Consider the following 18321-nt stretch of genomic DNA (forward strand, 5'->3'; position numbering starts at 1 on the left):
CTCGCTACGCTGAGCGCATGACCGAGGAGCACGCCGCGTCGCCCCACCCCGTCGTCGCCGTCGCCGCGCGGATCCCCGCCACCCTCACCATGGTGGGCCTGATCCTCGTCGTGGGGGTCATCTGGCAAGGATTGTGGAAGCCCTTCGAGGATTCGGAGCTGTTCCCCACGGTCGCGTACGGCCTGCCCAACCTCGCCGACGGCCGCTGGTGGACGCCGCTCACCGGCACCTTCTTCGTCAACGAGCCCTGGGTGTACCTCTTCACGATCGCGGGGTTCTGGGGCATGGCGTTCCTGGAGTTCCGCCGGGGCACCCGCGTCGCGCTCGCGTACTACGGGATCGGACAGCTCTTCGCGATCTTCGCGACCGCCCTGCTGCTGCTCCTGCTGTCGCAGTTCCCCTGGGCCTGGGCGACCGAGCAGGCGCAGGCCCTCGACGTCGGCGCATCCGGCGGGACGATGGCCTGCATCGCCGCCGCGGTCGGCCTCTTCCGTCCGCCCTGGCGGGTGCGCGGCTGGCTCATCCTCCTGGGGTTCGTCTTCGTGGCGATGCTCTTCTGGGGCAAGGTCGCCGACCTCGAGCACCTGCTCGCGGTGCTGCTGATCCTCGTCGTCGACCGCTCGCTGCGGGTGCGGCACACCACGGTCAGAGAGCAGCGGCTCATCGCGGTGATGGCGATCCTCGTCCTCGGCGCGGTCGAGATCATCACGACCCTCGTGCCGACGGACGGGCCGTTCGGTCCGACCGACCCCGTCTCCGGCGGATTCATCGACCTGGCGATCGACGTGGTCGTGATCCTCGTCCTCGTGAACGGCCTGCGCCGCGGACGGCGGTGGTCGTGGGTGCTGGCGATCCTGCTCGGGGCGTTCAACGTGGTCGTGGCCGCCCTCGTGCTGATCCTCATCACGGTGTTCAGCCAGGCCCAGGTCGAGGTCCGCTGGGACGGCGACACCGAGCTCGCCCTCGCGAACGGCTTCCTCTGGATCATCATGCTCGTGTACCTGGTGTGGGTGCGCCGTGCGTTCCGCGCCAGACGGCGGTCCCGGCTCGGCATCCAGCCGCCTCCGACCGTCGACGACATGAAGCAGGAACTGCGCACCCACGGCGGCGGCACCCTCTCGTGGATGACCACCTGGGAGGGCAACAGCTACGCCAGGGTCTCCGGAGGCATCGTCGCCTATCAGCGCCGCAACGGGGTCGCCCTCGCGCTCGCCGACCCGATCGGCCCGGCACAGGCTCGCCCGGAGGCCGTCGCCGACTTCATCCACGCCGCCGAGCTCGCCGGCCTCGTGCCGTGCTTCTTCAGTGCCGACGAGGACACGCGCGCCGCCGTCCCGTCCACGTGGCGCAGCCTCGTCGTGGCCGACGACACGATCGTCGACCTGCCCGGTCTCGAGTTCACGGGCAAGCGCTGGGGTCCGGTGCGCACCTCGCTCAACCGGGCGGGCCGTGAGGAGATGACCTTCCGCCTCACGCAGCTGAAGAAGGAGTCCTGGGGTGTGCAGCAGCAGCTCCGCGCGATCTCCGAAGCCTGGGTCGGCGACAAGGACCTCCCCGAGATGCGCTTCACGCTCGGGACGCTGGAGGAGGCGGAGGATCCGGAGGTCCGCCTCGCCCTCGCGATCGCTCCCAACGGCGACGTCGACGGCTTCCTGTCGTGGCTGCCCGTCCACGGCCCCGGCGGCGTCATCCGCGGCTGGACCCTCGACCTCATGCGGCGGCGCGAGGGCGGGTTCGGTCCCGTGATGGAGTTCCTGATCGGTTCATCCGCGAAGCAGTTCTCCGACGAGGGCGCGCAGCTCATGTCGCTCTCCGGAGCCCCGCTCGCCCACGACTATCCCCCGGACGCGGGGATGATCGCGGCGCTCAGCGACCGGCTCGCCGATGCGCTGGAACCGGTGTACGGCTTCGGCTCGCTGCACCGGTTCAAGCAGAAGTTCCACCCCCGCTACGAGACCATGTACCTGCTGTTCCGTGACGAGAGCGACCTCACGCGGATCGGCGGTGCGCTCACCCGGGCCTTCCTGCCCGATGCGACCCTGCGACAGTTCGCCGGCGCCGGCCTCGAGCTCGTCCGCGGCGGCGGGACGGACTGACGCCGGCGGGATCCTCACCGAACGCGCGGCACCGTCAGTGCGCCCGTCAGCGAGCTCCTGCAGCGCGACCGTCGAGCAGGTTGCCGACGAAGCGGAGGATCTCATCCTGAAGGCCGGGGTGCGCACCCGCCAGCGGGGCCTGGCTCTGCACCAACGACTGCAGTTCTTCCAGCATGGTCCGCACCAACGCCTCAGGACGCCGCACCCCCCACACACGCAGTTCGGTGATGAGATCCTCGGCGGTGAGGTCGGCATGGCGGTACTTCTTGTTGACCGCCAACGCCACCTTCCCGTCGGTATCGATGTGGTGTGCCATCGGCACCACGTCGTACGCAGGCGCGAGCGATACATCTCCAGATGGCGGATGCAGCAGGCCGAGATTCTTCGTGTGCATGTCGAGATTGCCGATCGCGAGCCCGAGCGTCGTCATGCGCGCGAGCGCGTGGATGTCTTCTGCACCGGCGACGCTGCGAAGGGTCTGTGCGACGCGCTCCAGGCTCACCACACCGCCGATCTCCTGATACTTCTGATTCCCCGAAGCACCCAGTGCTTGGCTGAAGTCCTCCTGGTGGACACGCTGTCCCCCCGTCCGATCGAATCGCTCGATCACAAGGGCCGGAAGGCCGTCGAATTCCTCGATATGAGTATCGAACCGCGCAAGGCCGAGACCGCGAGCCAGCCGCGACCCGTACTCCTCGTCGAAGATGACGGTCGGCTTTTTCTCCAGCTGAGGCTTGAGGATATGCGTTGACGGGTACCCTCCGACCACCTGGTTCCACTCTTCGCCCGCGCGCGCCAACACGATCTTGGGCTGAACGCCACCGAGCGAGGACTTCCCCACCCCCGGGGCGTTCGCGAGCGGGTCGCGCAAAGGATGCTCCAGAAGGTCGCGGACGCCGCGCGCGTCCAGGACACGGAGTCCCGGCCTTCTCGGTTCACTCGGATCTTCGACATCCCAGATCTGCACTGCTCCTGCGACATCGCGTCCATACCGCGCCAGGAATGCCGGAGTGTCACCTCGTCTGATCCCGCTCTGAGCGAGCATGTAGGCGAGTTGGTCCCCCTCGGGAAGCAACTCGCCGAACCAGTTCCGCCTCCTCCCCGCCAGATGGCGCGGGAGCACGCGGACGAGGGGGATCGCGACGGACAGCACGCGACTGTTCATGCCGAAGACCTCGGTCGCTTCCCTCGCTCCGACGAAGTCGAAACTTCGGGCATCCGGACCCTCCAGGTGTCCGATCACTGTGTCGTACAGTTCGACGGCGAGCTTCATGCGGCATCATCGTCTTCCCACTGCGCCGAGAGCTGCACACCGGTCGCTCGGAGGAGATCGAAGATCTTCCGCATGTAGATCGTCGGCGTTCCCGACTCGATCTCGCTGACCGCACGCTGCGACATCCCGAGACTCTCGGCGAGTGCCGTCTGAGACACGCCCTGAGCGAGCCTCGCCTGCTGGATGACGAGACCGATGTCGCCGGGCGCGCGAATCTTCATCCTCTGGTCGGTCACGGGAGCTCCCTCCTATTACGTTTTCCGGATAGTCCCAGGCTATTACGTTTTCCGGATAACGCAACGGTATGTCGATTTCCGGATAGCCGTAGCGGCCGCACCGGAAAATCCGCATGAGTACGATCGTGTCGTGCTCGATGAAGACCGCCTCCGCTCCATGGCCGACGACCTGGGCAGGGTGGACGGGGTGCGAGCCGTCGCGTTGGGCGGCAGCCGCGCGCGCGGGACGCACCGTCCCGACTCCGACATCGATCTGGGGCTGTACGTGGAAGCCGACGTCGACCTGACCGCCATCGCGGAGGCGGCGAGCGGATGGACCGGTGAAGACGTTGAGATCGCCGACCGCGGCGGATGGGGACCCTGGGTCGACAGCGGGGCCTGGCTGATCGTCGACGGCGCACCGGTCGACCTCATCCTCCGCGACGTGATCCGCGTCGAGGAGCAGTGTGCCCGCGCCGTCCGTGGCGAGTTCGCCTTCCACTCCCAGCCGGGACACCCGCTCGGCTTCCTCGACGTCGCCTATGCGGGTGAGGTGGCGACCGGCGTGCCTCTCTGCGACCCGGACGGGATCCTCGTCGCGCTGGCTCGCAGTGTGAATCCGTACCCCGACGCCCTCCGCGCGGCGTTCGTCGAGGATCTCTGGCAGGTCGACTTCCTGCTGAACGCAGCCACGAAGGGCGCGAAGACGGGTGATGCCGCCTACGTGGCGCTGTGCGGAACCACGACGGCCATGCTGATCGCCCATACCTGGCACGCGGCCGCCGGCCAGTGGGTGACGAACGAGAAGGGACTGGTGCCGAACGTGGCACGGCTCCCGATCGACACGGCGGGGTTCAGCGCGACAGCCGCGGCGGTGCTCGGAAGCATCGGAACCTCGCCGGAACAGTTGCTGGCGTCGATCGCGCGGCTGAGGGGGCTGCCGCGCCCGGCAACCCCCTCGAACTGAACCTCAGCCGGCCGTCTCCACGAGTGCCGCGGGAGCGTCGCCCGTCGTCTCGCCGGCCGGACGCTTCGCGGTGTTCGCGATGTGCGCCCGGCTGACGACGATCACCGCGACGACCATGAGGGCGACACCGAGCCAGTACGGCGCGGCGTGGCTGACCAACGCATAGAGCGCACCGGCGATGAGCGGGGCGGCGGTGCCCATCGCCGCGTTCAGCGACTGGGTCGCCCCGCCGAGCCAGCCCTGCTCGTCGTCCCCGACCGCGTTCGACATCGCCCCGTCCATCGCGGCCTGCGACGCGCCCTGGCCGGCTGCGAGCATGAGGGCGCCGACGATGAACACCCACGGCTGGGCGAAGAGCGACGCCACGACGGCGAGCGCCGCGAGACCGATCATCTGCGCCACGATGCCGCTCACGATCACACCGCGCTCCCCGATCCGCGGAAGCAGGAAGCCGAGCAGCACGCCCTGGATGAGGATGTCGATGATCCCCACGGCGGCGGTGAGGAGTCCGATCTGCGTCGGCCCCCACTGGATCGAGTCCAGGGCGAGCACGCTGAAGTTGTTCACGAAGAAGCCGAACGGCAGGGCGAGCAGGGCGAATCCGATCATCAGCCCGCGCAGCTCCCTGCGTCCGAACGCCTCCTTGAAGACGGCGAAGGGCTGCACATCGCGCAGCGTGATCGCGGCGATCCTGTTGCCCGGCTTCAGACTCTCCGGGAGCAGGAAGATGCTGAGGATAGCGATCGTCAGGGCGACGGCGGCGGTCAGGAACACCGGGAGCTGGATGCTGACGGCGGCGAGCAGTCCTCCGAGAGCCGGGCCGATCATGGTGCCGATGCCGGAGAGCGCGCCGAGGAGACCGAACCGTTGCGCACGCTTCTCCGGCGGAGTGATGTCGGCGAGATAGGCGAAGAGCGCGGGGAGGTCTCCCGCGGTCAGACCCTGGATCACCCGGGCGAGCACGAGGATCCAGAGGGCTCCGCCGACGCCGAACAGCGCCATGGACAGGGCCGCCCCGAACGCGGCGACGATGATGACCGGGCGGCGTCCGAAGCGGTCGGAGAGCCGTCCGAGGAAGGGAGCCGCGAGGAAGGCGCAGAGGCCGTTGACCGCCTCGAGCACACCGACCCAGATGGCGAGGCCGCTCTCGTGCGAGACGTACTGCAGCACGACGAACGGGAGGACGGGAAGGACGACCGTCATGCCGATGACGGTGAGCATCGTCAGCACGATGAGCATGATCCACGCGCGGTTCTGTTCCCGGCGCGTCAGGAGGTTGGGTGAAGTCATACCGAAAGTGTAGTGATACCAGTTTTGGTGTCAAGCCAGTTTTGTAGTCGGTTCACGGTAGACTGCTCGACATGACGACCCCACAGCCCCTCGGCCGGCGCGAGCGGAAGAAGGCCGCGACCCGCAAGACGATCTCCGACGTCGCGACCCGCCTGTTCCTCGAGCGCGGCTTCGACGACGTCAGCATCCGCGAGGTCGCCGACGCCGCAGACGTCTCCCCGACCACCGTGTTCGCGCACTTCCCGCAGAAAGAGGCCCTCGTCTTCGACGAGGACGACGAACAGCGCGACCGCCTCGTCTCCGCCGTCCGCGACCGCCCGCTCGGAAGCACCATCAACCGGGCGATCCACGACTTCCACGTCACGGAGCTGCGCGCGAACGTCGATGAGCACGGCGACGAGGTCACCCGCACCTTCATGCGCTTCCTGAACGAGACCCCGGCGCTGCGCGACTACGCCGCGAAGATGTGGCTCCGGCACGAGGACGCCCTGTCGGAGGCGATCGCCGACGAGCTGGGCCTCGACGAGCCCACGGCGGAGATCCGCGTGTACGCGCGGTTCATCCTGCAGATGCAGCTGCTCGTCAACGAGAGCGACGATCCCTTCGCGACGCTGGAAGCGGGGTTCGCGATCCTCGAGAACGGCTGGGCGCGGGTCGAGGCCGACCTCGACGACTCGGCCGGCGTCAGTCCTCGCGAGGACGCCGCCGCAGACTCTTGACGTCGGTGCGACGCTGCTTCGCCTGCAGCCGGCGCTCCTTCGATCCGCGACTCGGCTTCGTCGGTCGGCGCGGCGGTGCCGGTGGACGCAGTGCTTCAGCCACCAGGGCGACGAGCCTCTCACGTGCGGCGTCCCGGTTGCGCAGCTGCGCTCGGTGCTCGGAGGCCGCGATCGTCAGCACGCCCGCGGTCAGGCGCCCGTGCAGCCGGTCGAGCAGCCTCTCGCGCTGATGCGGTGAGAGCACGGCGGAGTTCGCCACATCCCAGACGAGTTCCACGCGCGAATCGGCCGTGTTCACGCCCTGCCCTCCCGGTCCGGACGAGCGCGAGAAGCGCCACGACAGCTCGGTCTCCGGGATCGTGAGACCCGCCGAGACCCGCAGTCCTGGACGATACGCAGAGGGCATGACTCCATCATCCGCTCTCGGGAGCGGACTCGCGGCCGCGGCCACGGGACCCGGGGACGGGAGCGGGAGTGGACGCGACGGCGGGAGTCGAACCCGCAACGCCGTCAGTTATGAGCTGAGGCCCGGGACCACCCGGATCGCCGCGATGGGGTCGACGTTACCGGGCCGTGATCCGACCCGCCAGGACCGTTGCCTGGGATAACACCATGAGTCGGCGGATGACGAGGGCGGTCACCCGGCGTCATCCGGGTCCGGGGCGTCGAGCGCGCGCAGCAGTCGCGCCACAGCCTCGCGCAGCTCGGAACGATGCGGTTCGGCCAGCGCCACCGTGTACTCGACACCTGCGGGGATCCAGAGCAGCGCGTACATCGCCTCGCGCCAGTCGGAGCCGCCGAACGGCCACCGTGTGCGGTCCTCGCCCACGGGTGTCGCCCCCTGCCCCCAGGGACCGAAGACGTCCTGCATCTCGGCGAGAGGCAGCTCCATCACCGCTGCCGCTTCGACCTTCTGCGGCGACCACGACGAGGCGACCAGCACCCGCTCCTCGATCTCCTCCGCACTGATGTCCCGTCGCGAGAACAGCACACGCGTGTGCTCCACCGCGACGACGCGGTCGACCCGGAACGTGCGCCAGTCCTCCCGGTCGAGGTCCCAGCACAGCAGGAACCACTTGCGGCCGGCCGGTGCCAGGGCGTGCGGCTCGACGCGACGCACACTCTCGCGCCCCGCGCCGTCGATGTAGCGGAGCCGCAGCCGCTCGGTGTCGCGGGTGGCGAGGGCGACTTCGCCGATGATCGCGGGCGAGACCACAGGGCCTTCACCGATCCGCGGCGCCTGGACGGATGCGGCGAGCGCGTTGACCCGCTGGCGCAGCACCGCAGGCAGCACCTGCTCCAGCTTGGCGAGCGCGGTGAGGGTGACCTCGGGTCCGCCGACGAGCTGCTGGGTGGCGGCGACCCGCAGTCCGATCGCCATGGTCACCGCCTCGTCGTCGTCGAGCAGCAGCGGAGGGACGGCGCTCCCCGCTTCCAGCCGATATCCCCCGGCGACGCCAGGGGTCGATTCCACGCGGTATCCCAGCTCCCGCAACCGGTCGACATCGCGGCGCACGGTGCGCTCGGTCACCCCCAGCCGGGCGGCGAGTTCGGTCCCCGGCCAGTGCCGGTGCGTCTGCAGCAGGTTGAGCAGAGCCAGAGCGCGGGAGGTGGTGTCGGTCATGCGCCCCAGGGTGCCAGAGAATGCGGACAGGATCTGTCCGCATGGGTTCGTACGCTCGCTCCCATGAACGAATCCCTCATCGAGACCGAAGGCCTGAGCAAGGTCTTCACCGTCAAGAAGACGCCGGTCCACGCCGTGACCGACGTCTCCTTCACCGCCGTGCGCGGGGAGCTCGTCGCCTTCCTCGGCCCGAACGGCGCCGGCAAGTCGACCACCCTGCGGATGCTGACCACCCTGATCCCACCGACGTCGGGACACGCGACGGTGGTCGGTCACGACATCCACGCCGACGCGGCGGGCGTGCGCGCGCGCATCGGCTACGTCGGACAGCTCACCAGCGGCAGCTTCTCGCAGCGCGTGCGCGACGAGCTGCTGAGCCAGGGCGCCTTCTACGGGATGTCCAAGCGCGACAGCGCACGGCGGGCGGACGAGCTGATCGAGTCGCTCGACCTCACCTCGTTCGCGACGCGGACCGTGCAGCAGCTCAGCGGCGGGCAGAAGCGTCGGCTCGACATCGCGCTCGGGCTCATGCACGCCCCGCCGCTGCTCTTCCTCGACGAGCCCTCCACCGGACTCGACCCGCAGAGCAGGGCGAATCTGTGGGAGCACATCCTCGACCTGCGCACCCAGCACGGCACCACGGTCTTCCTCACCACGCACTACCTGGAGGAGGCCGATCGCTACGCCGAGCGCGTGATGGTCATGGACCGGGGACGCATCATCGCGGATGACGACGCCGCTTCCCTGAAGGCGACGCTCGCCGGCGACGTGCTGACCTTCGGATTCGACGATGCCGCCGAGGCGGAGCGCGCCCGCACCGTGGTCGCCCGGCTCAGCACGGCCGAGGTCACGATCGACGGGTCCGCCATCTCGCTCGCGGTTCCGGACGGCGATCGGCTGCTTCCGGTGATCGTGCGTGAGCTCGACGCCGCCGGCATCCTCGTCCGCCGCGCGACGGGGGTGCCGCCCACCCTGGACGACGTCTTCCTCGCCCTCACCGGCCGCACCCTGCGCGAAGCCGGAGAGGGTACGGATGCCCCGGATGAGGCATCCGCCCTGGAAGCGGCGCCCGCCGCCTCCGACGACAGCACGACAGGAGTCCGCTCATGACCACCACCGACACCCTCGTGCGCCCGAACCTCGCGCGCGACACCAGGAACGTGCTGAGCCGCGAGCTCAAGCCCGTGCTCCGCGATCCGTTCACCCTGATCTTCAGTCTGCTGCAGCCGCTCGTCTTCCTCGGCCTGTTCGCTCCGCTGCTGATCGGCGACTCCGGGCGTCCGGCCGGGGAGACGTTGGCCTGGTTCGTCCCGGGCGTCCTGGTGATGATCGTGCTGTTCGGCACCGGCTCGACCGGGTCGAACCTGCAGTACGAGATGATGACCGGCTCCCACGAGCGCACGCTGGTGGCCCCGCTGGCCCGCTCCTCGCTGCTCGTGGGTCGCGCGCTGAAGGAGATCGCGCCGATCGTCGTGCAGGCGCTGATCATCGTGCTGATCGCCTGGCCGTTCGGCTTCGCGGCCGACATCCCGGGGCTGCTCATCGGACTGGCGCTGCTCGCCGTGTTCGGTGTGGGCCTGGGCTCCCTGTCGTACTCCCTCGCGCTCGCGACCAAGGACCGCGAGTGGCTGTTCTGGGGGGTGCAGCAGTCGCTGATCTTCCCGCTGCTGATCCTGTCGGGCATGCTGCTGCCCCTCGACGCCGCGCCGGACTGGATGCGGGTCGTCGCGTCGGTCAACCCGGTGAACTGGGTGGTGCAGGCCGAGCGCGCCCTGTTCGCGGGCGATCTCGCAGACATCACAGTGCTCTGGGGCTGGGTGTCCGCCCTGGCGGTCGCGGTCGTCGGCCTCGTGGTGGGGGTGCGGGCGATCCGCCGCAGCAGCTGAGTCCCGATGCACAGGTGACCCCGCGGCCATGAGTCGCGGGGGCACCCGTGCGGCTAGCGCGGCGTCGTCGCGACGTCAACCGGTTCGACGGCTCCGGGCCCTCGCCGTAGCGTCGCTCGCACCGATGACGCCCGAGCAGGAGGCCGACATGTCCGAATCTCAGCACAACGACAAGACCCCGACGCCGATGGCGGAGGCCGGCGACCCGCAGGCCCGGCTCGAGGCCGAGGCACGCCGGGCGATCGTGACCGGGGCCGACTCCGGGATCGGCCGCGCGACCGCCGTGGCCCTGGCGGCCGCCGGCATCGACGTCGGCATCACGTGGCACACCGACGAGGCCGGGGCGCAGGAGACGGCCAAGGAGGTACGCAGCCACGGCGCCAGGGCGGTGGTCACGCGGCTCGATGTCTCGGACATCCCGGCCTGCGGCGACGTGATCGACGGTCTGATCGCGGAGCTCGGCGGGGTGGACGTCTTCGTCAACAATGCCGGAGCCGGACTGCAGACGCCGTTCCTCGACGTCACGCTCGACGAGTGGAACCGTGTGCTCGACACCGACCTCACCGGCGCCTTCGTGTGCCTGCAGCGGGCGGCGCGCGCCATGGTCGCCGCGGGTCGCGGCGGGCGGCTCATCTCCGTCACGAGCGTGCACGAGCACCAGCCGATGGCGGGAGCCAGCGCCTACGACACCGCCAAGCACGGCCTGGGCGGGCTCATGAAGAACCTCGCACTCGAGCTCGGCCGGTACGGGATCAGTGCGGTGAGCGTGGCACCGGGCGAGATCGCGACCCCGATGACCGGGCAGACCGACACCGACCCGCACGCGGAGGACCGGCCGGGCATCCCGCTCGGACGCCCAGGAGACGCGCGCGAGGTCGCCGCCCTGATCGCGTTCCTCGCCTCGCCCGAGGCGGCCTACATCTCGGGAGCGTCCGTCGTGATCGACGGAGGAATGCTGCAGATGGGACCGCAGGCGGGTGCGGCGATCGAGAGCCACGACTGGCGCACGGTCTGACCGCGACGCCGTCTGCTCACCGTCGCATCGAGTCGTGGAACGGGTTCGGCTCGAGCGTGTAGTCGGTCGCAGCATCGGACCAGGTGCTCGCCTCCGACGACCCGCCCCGGCCGCGCACGGCCGCCAGCGCCCGGGTGACCGGCGTGCCGACGGCGAGCGCCAGCGCCCCGCTCACGGTGCGGTCCTCCGCACCGAGCACACTCGCCCGATGCCAGGCCTCGTGCAGCGCGCCCCCGCGCGGGGAGGGGACACGACGGGCGGGGAGCGACCCCGAGCGACGCAAGGCGACCAGCTGCTCCACCCGCTCCCACCAGGTCGCATCGCTCTCCGGATGGAAGTAGTTGTCGCGCAGCCAGTCGGGGTGCGGATGCCGGAAGCGTCCTGCCACGACCTCGTCGCGCCCGCCGAGGAGACCACTGCCCACGAAGACCGTGTTGAGCAGGCTCTTGCGCACACCGAAGGAGTCGAGCGCGATCACGGGCACGCCGAGGGCCGTGGCCTCGATCGCCGCGGTGGAGCTCACCGTGACCAGCCCGGCGGCGGTCTCCAAGGCAGTGGCCATGGAGACGTAGGAGAAGACGAGGTTCGCGGGGCGGCGACGGGGAAGCAGGGCGGGGTAGGGGTCGCGCTCGAGGTGCGTCTCCGCCTCTCCTGGACGCGATCGCAGCTTCACCACGACGCGTCGTCCCGGATCCGCTTCCGCCGCCCGCACGAGCATCGCCGCGATCCGCGCGCGCTCCTCCCTGGCGACCGGCACCAGGGCCTGCGCGGCGAACACGATGTCGGTGGCCGGCGGTCGCACGGGGGCCGCCGCCGGTGACGGACGCTCGGCGATCGCGACGCTGCTTCTCGCCGACGCGGTCGCTTCGACGCGCACCCGTTCGGCGGACACCATCCGCTGGCGCCGCCGCGCGAAGGGCAGGGTGGCGAGCGCCGTGGGCGTGCGCACCCCGATCCGCTCCCCCAGTTCGGCGAACGCGCGCATCTCCCGATGCGAATGCACGATCAGCAGGTCGGTGTGCCTGCGGTAGTCGAGGGCCCCGCGCTGCGCGGGGATCGCCATGCCGGGGAGCCCGGACACGGTGACCGGCCGGTGTGGGAGGGCATCGATCACGCGACCGAGGAGACGCACGAAAGGACCCCGTCCCGCCAGCAGGACCACGTCAGGGCGGTGACGGTCCAACCACGCGGTCGCTGCGGCGAAGTCGATGCGGGTGACGTCGTCCTGGCCGATCCCCGTTCCGGCGAGCGCTGTGCGCTCCTGGGCTGCACTGACCGTGAGCGGCGTGCGCACCAGGAGCAGGTGGGGGCGCAGGCCGGGGATGGATCCCAGCAGCGACGCCGCCCACTTCACGAACGAGTCGGCGTCGGCGACCGCGACGACCCGGATGCCGGCGGCATCGGTCATGCGGGCACGCGGCGGAGCTTCGCCATCGGGGCCTGCTCGCTCTCGAAGACGCGCTTGACCCCGTCGCCGACGGCGCGCTCGATCACCCGGATGTCGCGGACCAGGTGCTCCAGTCCGGTCGGCTCGAGCGAGGCGGCGTGGTCGGAGCCCCACATCGTGCGGTCCAGCGTGATGTGGCGCTCGACCGCGACCGCGCCCATCGCCACGGCGGCGAGCGAGATCTGCAGTCCGCGCTCGTGGCCGGAGTATCCGACCGGGATCCCGGGGTACCGGTCGCGCAGGGTCGCGATCACGCGCAGGTTCGCCTCTTCCGGTTCGAGCGGGTACGTGGAGGTGGCGTGCATCAGCACGACCCGATCAGTGCCGAGCGTGTCGAGCGCGCGATCGATCTGCGCGATCGTCGACATCCCGGTGGACAGGATCACGGGCTTGCCGGTCTCGCGGAGGGCGAGCAGCAGCTCGGTGTCGGTGAGGCTGGCCGAGGCGACCTTGTGGGCGACGACGTTCAGATCCTCCAGGAACTCGACGCTGGGCACATCCCACGGCGAGGCGAACCAGTCGAGTCCGCGCATCGTGGCGTGGTCGCCGATCTCGATGTATTCCGCGCGCCCGAACTCCACGCGCCGGCGGTATTCGAGATAGCTCATGAGCCCCCACGGCGTCTCCCGCGGCACATCGCGCATGTGCTCGGGCGTGGAGATCTCCGGGGTGCGCTTCTGGAACTTCACGGCGTCCGCACCGGCGCGGGCGGCGACGTCGATCAGGCGCTTCGCGATGTCGACGTCGCCGTTGTGGTTCAGGCCGATCTCCGCGATGACGTAGGCCGGACGGCCGCCGCCGATCACTCGTGAGCCGATGCTGACAGTCATGATTCCTCCGGTCGTCGGGCGGGAAGACACCCTTCCCTCCTGACTACGGGCCGCGGGTGAACACCGTGCGACGACCGGGTTACCGGCGGCGGTCAGCTCGACAACACGCGTTCGACGAGCTCCCGCACCGCGCCGTCGCCACCCCGACGCGTCAGCACCACCCGCGCCTCCTCGCGCACCAGGGGATGCGCATCGGCCACCGCGACCGGCCACCCGACGATCCGCATCGCCGGCAGGTCGTTCACGTCGTTGCCGAGGTAGGCGATGTCGGCAAGCGCCACCGCGTTCTGCTCCGCCCAGCTCCGCAGCGCGGACTCCTTGTCGTCGATGCCGTGCAGCACGGGCACGCGGAGCTTGTCGGCCCGAGCGCGGACGACGGGATTCACCTCGGTCGACAGAATCAGCATCGGGATGCCGGCACGGCGCAGCAGCGAGACTCCCATGCCGTCCTCCCGGCTGACCCGCACGCGCTCTCCGCCGTCTGCGTCGACGATCGCGGTGTCGTCGGTGTGCACGCCGTCGAAATCCGTGACGACCGCGCGGACCGGGATCGACGGGGCGGAGTCGTGCAGGGCCGCGAGCGCCCTGGCGATGCGCAGCTGATCCGCGTCGTCGATCTCGATCGCCGTCCACTCCGGCACGCGCGCGGCGCGGATCCTGCCGAAGAACCGGTGCCTGCTCTCGCGGAAGCCGTCGGCACGGAACACGTAGAAGGCGCCGGTCTCGAGCAGGTGCGGCTCGCGGTCCTGCCGACGCGGCCGGTGGGCGGCGTCGTGGTTGACGGCCACCGCCGCACCCTGCTCGTCGTCGCGCCACAGGAAGCCGTAGGTCTCGTGTGCCGCGAAGACACTGTCGGCGCGATCGGCGCGCACCTCCGCCACGGCGGCGGCGAGCGCGTCGCTCGGGATGAACGGCGAGGTCGCCTGCAGGAAGGCGACGACGTCCACCGGCGTGCCGTCATCCTCGAGGGCATCCAGGGCGTGCAGGATCGCGCTCTCCGACGTCGCGGTGTCTCCGGCGATCTCCGCCGGGCGACGGACCACCCGGGCGCCCGCCGCCTCGGCGATCGCGGCGATCTCGTCGTCGTCGGTGGAGACCACCACGAGGTCGATGCCGTCGGCGGACGACGCGGTCCGCACGGCGCGCTCGACGAGAGGCACCCCGCCGACCCGCTGCACGTTCTTGCGGGGCACCTGCTTCGATCCGCCGCGCGCCGGGATGACCGCCACGGTCCTCGGTCCGTGCTCCGCCATGATCCGCTCCCTCGTCATCGTCATCGTCCTCGCAGCGCCCGCCATGCCCGCCCGAGGCGTCTTCGCGCCCCGAGTGCCGTGAGCCGCCACTCCTCGATCCTGCCGACTCCTCCCGCCGGCCGCACCGCCCGCCGCAGCAGGTTCTCCCGCGGGGCTCCGGGCAGGCGCAGCTCGCCGAGTCGGCGCGCCGAGAAGTACCGGTCGCGCTCCCGCGGATCCAGGCCGTCGAGGAACTCCTCAGCACGCCCGCGCAGATGCCCCGCGACCTCCGGCTGCATCGCGTACCCCACGGCGTCGACCAGGAGTTGCAGCCTCTCCGGCGCGGTGTATGGCGAGCCGTCCCGGGTGAGGGCGTCGACCAGGGTGGCCGGGATCCGGTTGCTGTTCTCGAACGGCGTCAACCCCGACAGGACCCCGTCGAGTCCCGCGGAGCCGATCTCGCGACCGAAGAGCGCGCGCACGGTGGGCAGCGCCGTGGAGAACCCCGCGACGACCGCCACCGCGTCCAAGCGCTCTGCGAGCAGTTCCGCCGCGAGCGGACCCCGGTACTCGACGAAGTCGATCCCGTGCGCGACCGCGCGGTCCCGCACGGCCGTCGTCACGAGTGGCGGGGCGGCGGGATGCGGTTTGAAGACGATGCGCTGCGGCGCCCAGCGGGCCGCCCGGTCGACCAGCCAAGCCTGCAGATCGATCTCCTGCGCCGGTGTCATGAGGCCCAGTGCGGAGAGGTACTGACCGAGCACGAGCACGGTCGAGGCCCCGTCTGTCCCGGGCACCGCGGCCCTGCCGGCCTCGTCCGTCTCCCGGAGCACCGCGGCGAACCGCTCCGGCGCCACCGGGACGAGCTCCGCGTCCGGCGACCCGACCAGCGGACGCACACCCGGCACCACGTCGGCGTGGAGGACACGCCGGATGCGCGCCGCCACCGGATACGGCAGCCGCACGCGCATCGGCGAGTACGTCATGAGACCGTCGCCCACGATCGTGATCCGCGCCCGAGGGAACAGCGTCATGAGCGTGCGGGCCGGCGCGACCTGAGGACTCTGCACGAACACCTCGAGGTCGTCGGGATCGAGCCCCCAGGCGCGGACGAGCAGCCGCTCCAGCATCGGGAGGTCGGCCTCCTCCGGTTGCCAGGAGCTCGGATGCTGGGGCCCGAGAACGTCCTCCAGCGGCTCGATGCGGTCGAAGCGGGCACGCAGCGATCTCAGCACCGGATCATCCGCGATGCCGACCGCCGTCTCGGGCACTCGCGAGGAGGTGAACGGCACCAGGAGGCGCTCGGAGCCGTCGCCCGGAAGCCCGTCGTCGATGGCCGCGGCGGCGCTCGCGAGTCCGTACGCGCTGTGCAGGGCGAAGAGCTGCGTCATGCCGACCGTCCCGCCTGTCGGAGCAGTCGCGCCAGCACCCGACGCCGCGGACCGTCGAAGCGCGCGAGCACGGCCGCCGTCTCCCCGGCAGGAAGCCGTCGCAGCATCCGCCCGATCCCGGCCCGCATCTCTGTCCGCACCGACGGGCTCATCCGCCGCGCGCGCACCAGGTGGTGCGAGCTGAGGGCGAGCGCCGTCCAGACGACCTTGGGGGTGAACCGCTCGGCCTCCGCATCTCGCTCGACCATCGCGATGACCTCGTCCATGGCCCGCACGAAGTCCAGCTGCCGTCGATCCCGCGCCTGAGTGAGAGACGTGGCCACGCCGCGTCGGTACAGCAGCGCCGGGGCGTCGACGACCGCGAACGACCGGGCCTGCAGATGCAGCCGCCAGATCCAGGGGCGATCCTCCGCCGTGAACAGCCCCTCGGGGAACGCGGCCAGACCGCGGTCGATCACGCGCCGGTGGAAGATGCCCGCCCAGGCGTAGGGGTAGTCGACCATGGTCGACTCGTGCTCGGGCAGGATCGCCTCCCGCGGCGGCAGCAGCTCTTCACGCCAGGGATGCGGCGCGCGCACGAGCGTCCGCTGCTGCCCCGTGACCCGCACATGATCCGTGCGCAGGAAGTCGGCGTCGAGGGCGCGGAGCCGGGAGGAGAGCACCTTCAGGCGCCGCGGCTGCATCCAGTCGTCGCCGTCGAGGAAGCAGAACGCCTCGCTCTCGACGCGCAGCAGACCCTGGTTGCGGGCGCTCGCCAGGCCTCGGGCCGTGGGGTTCCTGATCACCTCCGCGTGCGGGAAGCGCTCCGCGTACTGCCGCATCAGGGCGCCGGTGTCATCGCGCGAGCCGTCGTCGATCGCGACCAGCTTCAGGGACGAGGGGTCCTCGAACTGCCGGGTGAGGGTCTCGAGTGTCGTCCCGATGTACTCCCCGGCGTCCTTGGCGGGCAGAATGACGGTGACGAGGGGTGTGCGCACAGGGCTCCCGGGGACAGGTGGTGTCCGGGGATGGTGTCAGGAGCGCCTTGCCGGATGGCGACGCGGAGGTGAACACCGGGTTTCGCGGCCGGCGCCGGACGCCCGGAGGCAGGAGCGTGAGACGGGGCGGCGTTGAGGTGTGGCCCCGCACCCGAACGGGACCACACCTCCCAGTGCATCGCACTGCCGAACGCGAGGCGTTCGGGATGAGACCGCCCGAAGGTGGCCTCATCGTCGCGGGACCCGCCAACCCCCATCAGCCGGCCCCGAGACGTCTCTCCGGTCGTGCGCTTCCCTCGAGAGGGTCACGACCACGAGTAACATGATACATGTCAGTCAGCGCAGATCGCGCACCAGGGAGGCCTCGGGCCGCCGCCGCGGGTTCGCGCCCCTGGTCGAGATGGGCGACGATGGAGGGCATGCTCTGGCCCTTCGGATCGACCTGGCGCCCGGTGCGACACCGGCAGCGCGACACGGTCGACCTGCGGTGGCTCAGTGCGCGGACCTGGACCCGGCGCTGGTACCCGCAGGGCATCGACCTCGGCACGTGGCAGGGTCGCCGCACCGTCGCCGTCACCTGGTTCCGGCAGAGACTGGACGGCGTGCACCTCGCCTCGCGCGTCACGTTCGTCGACCTCGAGCGCTCCCGACACCTCGACGTGCTGCTCGCGCTCACGGATGAGGAGGGGGAGCTGCGGCCGGCCCCCATCCACGCCGGTGGTCTCGCCTGGTTCGGCGATCGACTGTTCGTCGCCGCGACGGGTCGCGGCATCTGGGAGTTCGACCTGGGCGGCATCCGGAAGGTCCGCGGTGCGGTCGCGCAACGCGTGGCGGGCAGCCGACGCCGCGGCGGACGGACGACCGCGCTCGTCGCGGTGCGCACCCGCGTGCATCCGGTGGCCCTGCGCTGCTCGTATCTCGGTCGGGTGTTCGCGGACGACGGCACCCCCGTGCCGCGCGTGCTCATCGGAGAGCACCGCACCGACGACAGCGGACGCATCGGCGAGTTCACCCTCCCCGAGGACGAGGGCGCGACGACGAGCTCCGGTTTCGTCGAGGTCGACCGCTTCGCCCCGGCGATACCGCGCATGCAGGGAGTCGTCCGCTGGGGCGACCGCTACTTCGTGTCCCAGTCCGACGACCTGCGACCCGGCACCCTGTGGAGCGGTGGTCGTGACACGCTGCGACAGGACCGCGTACCCTTGCCGGTCGGATGCGAGGACCTCGCCCTCGACCCCGACGCCCGCCTGCTCTGGTCCCTGGGAGAGCACCCCTGGCACCGGGTCGTCCGGGGCATCCCCTTCTCCCGCCTCGGTATCGACGGCGGGCGCACGGACCCCTCGCCTCGGCGAACGTAGA

17 protein-coding genes and 1 tRNA gene are annotated in these 18321 nt (G+C 70.6%); 7 read left to right on the top strand and 11 right to left on the bottom strand.

Annotation, left to right across the window (positions count from 1 at the left end):
• The first annotated feature begins 17 nt into the window (after window positions 1-17).
• Entirely contained in the window at window positions 18-2096 is a 2079-nt protein-coding gene (locus CSX12_RS15090; protein ID WP_124896315.1) for a DUF2156 domain-containing protein, read from the top strand.
• Window positions 2097-2142: 46 nt separating this feature from the next.
• On the opposite strand, the gene CSX12_RS15095 is transcribed toward CSX12_RS15090, so the two are convergent.
• Both CSX12_RS15095 and CSX12_RS15100 read right to left on the bottom strand, forming a co-directional pair.
• A complete protein-coding gene (locus CSX12_RS15095) occupies window positions 2143-3369 on the bottom strand; it encodes a HipA domain-containing protein (RefSeq protein WP_124896316.1) in 1227 nt (408 codons plus the stop codon).
• On the bottom strand, window positions 3366-3605 hold the full coding sequence (locus CSX12_RS15100) for a helix-turn-helix domain-containing protein (RefSeq protein ID WP_124896317.1): 240 nt from the start codon (window positions 3603-3605) through the stop codon (window positions 3366-3368). Before CSX12_RS15100 ends, CSX12_RS15095 begins: the two co-directional genes overlap by 4 nt.
• Before the next feature lie 130 nt (window positions 3606-3735).
• Here CSX12_RS15100 and CSX12_RS15105 point away from each other — a divergent pair, with 130 nt between their 5' ends.
• Window positions 3736-4551, top strand: coding sequence for a nucleotidyltransferase domain-containing protein (locus CSX12_RS15105; protein ID WP_241160478.1), 816 nt, complete (start codon window positions 3736-3738; stop codon window positions 4549-4551).
• 3 nt (window positions 4552-4554) lie between these two features.
• Here the strand turns inward: CSX12_RS15105 and tet(42) are convergent, their stop codons facing one another.
• The gene (gene tet(42), locus CSX12_RS15110; RefSeq protein WP_241160479.1) at window positions 4555-5841 is read right to left on the bottom strand and encodes a tetracycline efflux MFS transporter Tet(42); all 1287 of its coding nucleotides are present in this window, start codon (window positions 5839-5841) and stop codon (window positions 4555-4557) included.
• Window positions 5842-5912: 71 nt separating this feature from the next.
• Between tet(42) and CSX12_RS15115 the strand changes: the two genes are divergently transcribed.
• Complete coding sequence (locus CSX12_RS15115; RefSeq protein ID WP_124896318.1) at window positions 5913-6560, top strand: TetR/AcrR family transcriptional regulator; 648 nt, start codon at window positions 5913-5915, stop codon at window positions 6558-6560.
• Here CSX12_RS15115 and arfB read toward each other — a convergent pair.
• The 3 genes from arfB to CSX12_RS15125 all read right to left on the bottom strand — a co-directional run bounded on the left by arfB (window position 6526) and on the right by CSX12_RS15125 (window position 8184).
• Window positions 6526-6966 carry an alternative ribosome rescue aminoacyl-tRNA hydrolase ArfB gene (arfB, locus tag CSX12_RS15120; RefSeq protein ID WP_017201640.1) on the bottom strand — a complete coding sequence of 147 codons (441 nt, stop codon included), beginning with the start codon at window positions 6964-6966 and terminating at the stop codon, window positions 6526-6528. The genes CSX12_RS15115 and arfB overlap by 35 nt on opposite strands.
• A gap of 69 nt (window positions 6967-7035) precedes the next feature.
• Window positions 7036-7111 (bottom strand) — tRNA-Met (locus CSX12_RS18525).
• An 86-nt stretch (window positions 7112-7197) separates the two neighbouring features.
• On the bottom strand, window positions 7198-8184 hold the full coding sequence (locus tag CSX12_RS15125) for a WYL domain-containing protein (protein ID WP_124896319.1): 987 nt from the start codon (window positions 8182-8184) through the stop codon (window positions 7198-7200).
• 63 nt (window positions 8185-8247) lie between these two features.
• Here CSX12_RS15125 and CSX12_RS15130 point away from each other — a divergent pair, with 63 nt between their 5' ends.
• The 3 genes from CSX12_RS15130 (at window position 8248) to CSX12_RS15140 (ending at window position 11085) form a co-directional block, all read left to right on the top strand.
• Complete coding sequence (locus CSX12_RS15130; RefSeq protein ID WP_124896320.1) at window positions 8248-9294, top strand: ATP-binding cassette domain-containing protein; 1047 nt, start codon at window positions 8248-8250, stop codon at window positions 9292-9294.
• Entirely contained in the window at window positions 9291-10070 is a 780-nt protein-coding gene (locus CSX12_RS15135) for an ABC transporter permease (protein ID WP_124896321.1), read from the top strand. The genes CSX12_RS15130 and CSX12_RS15135 overlap by 4 nt, the downstream gene beginning before the upstream one ends.
• A 187-nt stretch (window positions 10071-10257) precedes the next feature.
• Complete coding sequence (locus CSX12_RS15140) at window positions 10258-11085, top strand: SDR family oxidoreductase (protein ID WP_124896935.1); 828 nt, start codon at window positions 10258-10260, stop codon at window positions 11083-11085.
• 16 nt (window positions 11086-11101) lie between these two features.
• On the opposite strand, the gene CSX12_RS15145 is transcribed toward CSX12_RS15140, so the two are convergent.
• The 5 genes from CSX12_RS15145 to CSX12_RS15165 all read right to left on the bottom strand — a co-directional run bounded on the left by CSX12_RS15145 (window position 11102) and on the right by CSX12_RS15165 (window position 16962).
• Complete coding sequence (locus CSX12_RS15145) at window positions 11102-12493, bottom strand: DUF6716 putative glycosyltransferase (RefSeq protein ID WP_124896322.1); 1392 nt, start codon at window positions 12491-12493, stop codon at window positions 11102-11104.
• Entirely contained in the window at window positions 12490-13362 is an 873-nt protein-coding gene (locus CSX12_RS15150; protein ID WP_124896323.1) for an N-acetylneuraminate synthase family protein, read from the bottom strand. The genes CSX12_RS15145 and CSX12_RS15150 overlap by 4 nt, the downstream gene beginning before the upstream one ends.
• Window positions 13363-13454: 92 nt before the next feature.
• The gene (locus tag CSX12_RS15155) at window positions 13455-14615 is read right to left on the bottom strand and encodes an acylneuraminate cytidylyltransferase (protein ID WP_124896936.1); all 1161 of its coding nucleotides are present in this window, start codon (window positions 14613-14615) and stop codon (window positions 13455-13457) included.
• Window positions 14616-14635: 20 nt separating this feature from the next.
• Window positions 14636-15985: a polysialyltransferase family glycosyltransferase gene (locus tag CSX12_RS15160; protein WP_124896324.1), complete on the bottom strand. Its 1350-nt coding sequence runs from the start codon at window positions 15983-15985 to the stop codon at window positions 14636-14638.
• The gene (locus CSX12_RS15165) at window positions 15982-16962 is read right to left on the bottom strand and encodes a glycosyltransferase family 2 protein (protein WP_124896325.1); all 981 of its coding nucleotides are present in this window, start codon (window positions 16960-16962) and stop codon (window positions 15982-15984) included. Before CSX12_RS15165 ends, CSX12_RS15160 begins: the two co-directional genes overlap by 4 nt.
• 419 nt (window positions 16963-17381) lie before the next feature.
• Between CSX12_RS15165 and CSX12_RS15170 the strand changes: the two genes are divergently transcribed.
• Window positions 17382-18320, top strand: a complete 939-nt coding sequence (locus CSX12_RS15170) for a hypothetical protein (protein ID WP_124896326.1) — start codon at window positions 17382-17384, stop codon at window positions 18318-18320.
• The last annotated feature ends 1 nt before the right edge of the window (window position 18321 follow it).

The organism is Microbacterium sp. Y-01 (genome assembly GCF_003856715.1).
Lineage (GTDB): Bacteria > Actinomycetota > Actinomycetes > Actinomycetales > Microbacteriaceae > Microbacterium > Microbacterium algeriense.